We start from the raw sequence: 327 nt of genomic DNA on the forward strand, positions 1-327 counted from the left end.
TCGACGGGGCGCGTTTGCGGGCTTCGCCGAACAGGTCGCGCACTCGGGAGGCGCCGACCCCGACGAACATCTCCACGAACGCGGAGCCGGTCACCGACAGGAACGGCACGTCCGCCTCGCCCGCGACCGCTCGCGCGAGGAGCGTCTTGCCGGTGCCGGGCGGCCCCACCATGATCACGCCACGGGGGCCCTTGGCCCCTGCGGCGGTGTAACGGGAGGGATTGCGCAGGAAGTGGGGGGGGAAGACCCCCCCCACCGAGTGGGCCCCCCCGACCCCCCCGAGGTCGGGCAACCCCCGGGGGGGCGGGGGCCCCACCAAGAATTTTG

General features: G+C 74.3%; 1 protein-coding gene. It reads right to left on the reverse strand.

Annotated elements, in window-relative coordinates; translation table 11 throughout:
• On the reverse strand, window positions 1-256 hold a 256-nt coding region (locus ACFW2E_RS23770; RefSeq protein ID WP_384469087.1), incomplete at its 3' end, for an AAA family ATPase.
• Window positions 257-327: the final 71 nt, after the last annotated feature.

It is taken from the genome of Streptomyces sp. NPDC058964 (assembly GCF_042741275.1).
In the GTDB taxonomy this organism is placed as follows: Bacteria; Actinomycetota; Actinomycetes; order Streptomycetales; family Streptomycetaceae; genus Streptomyces.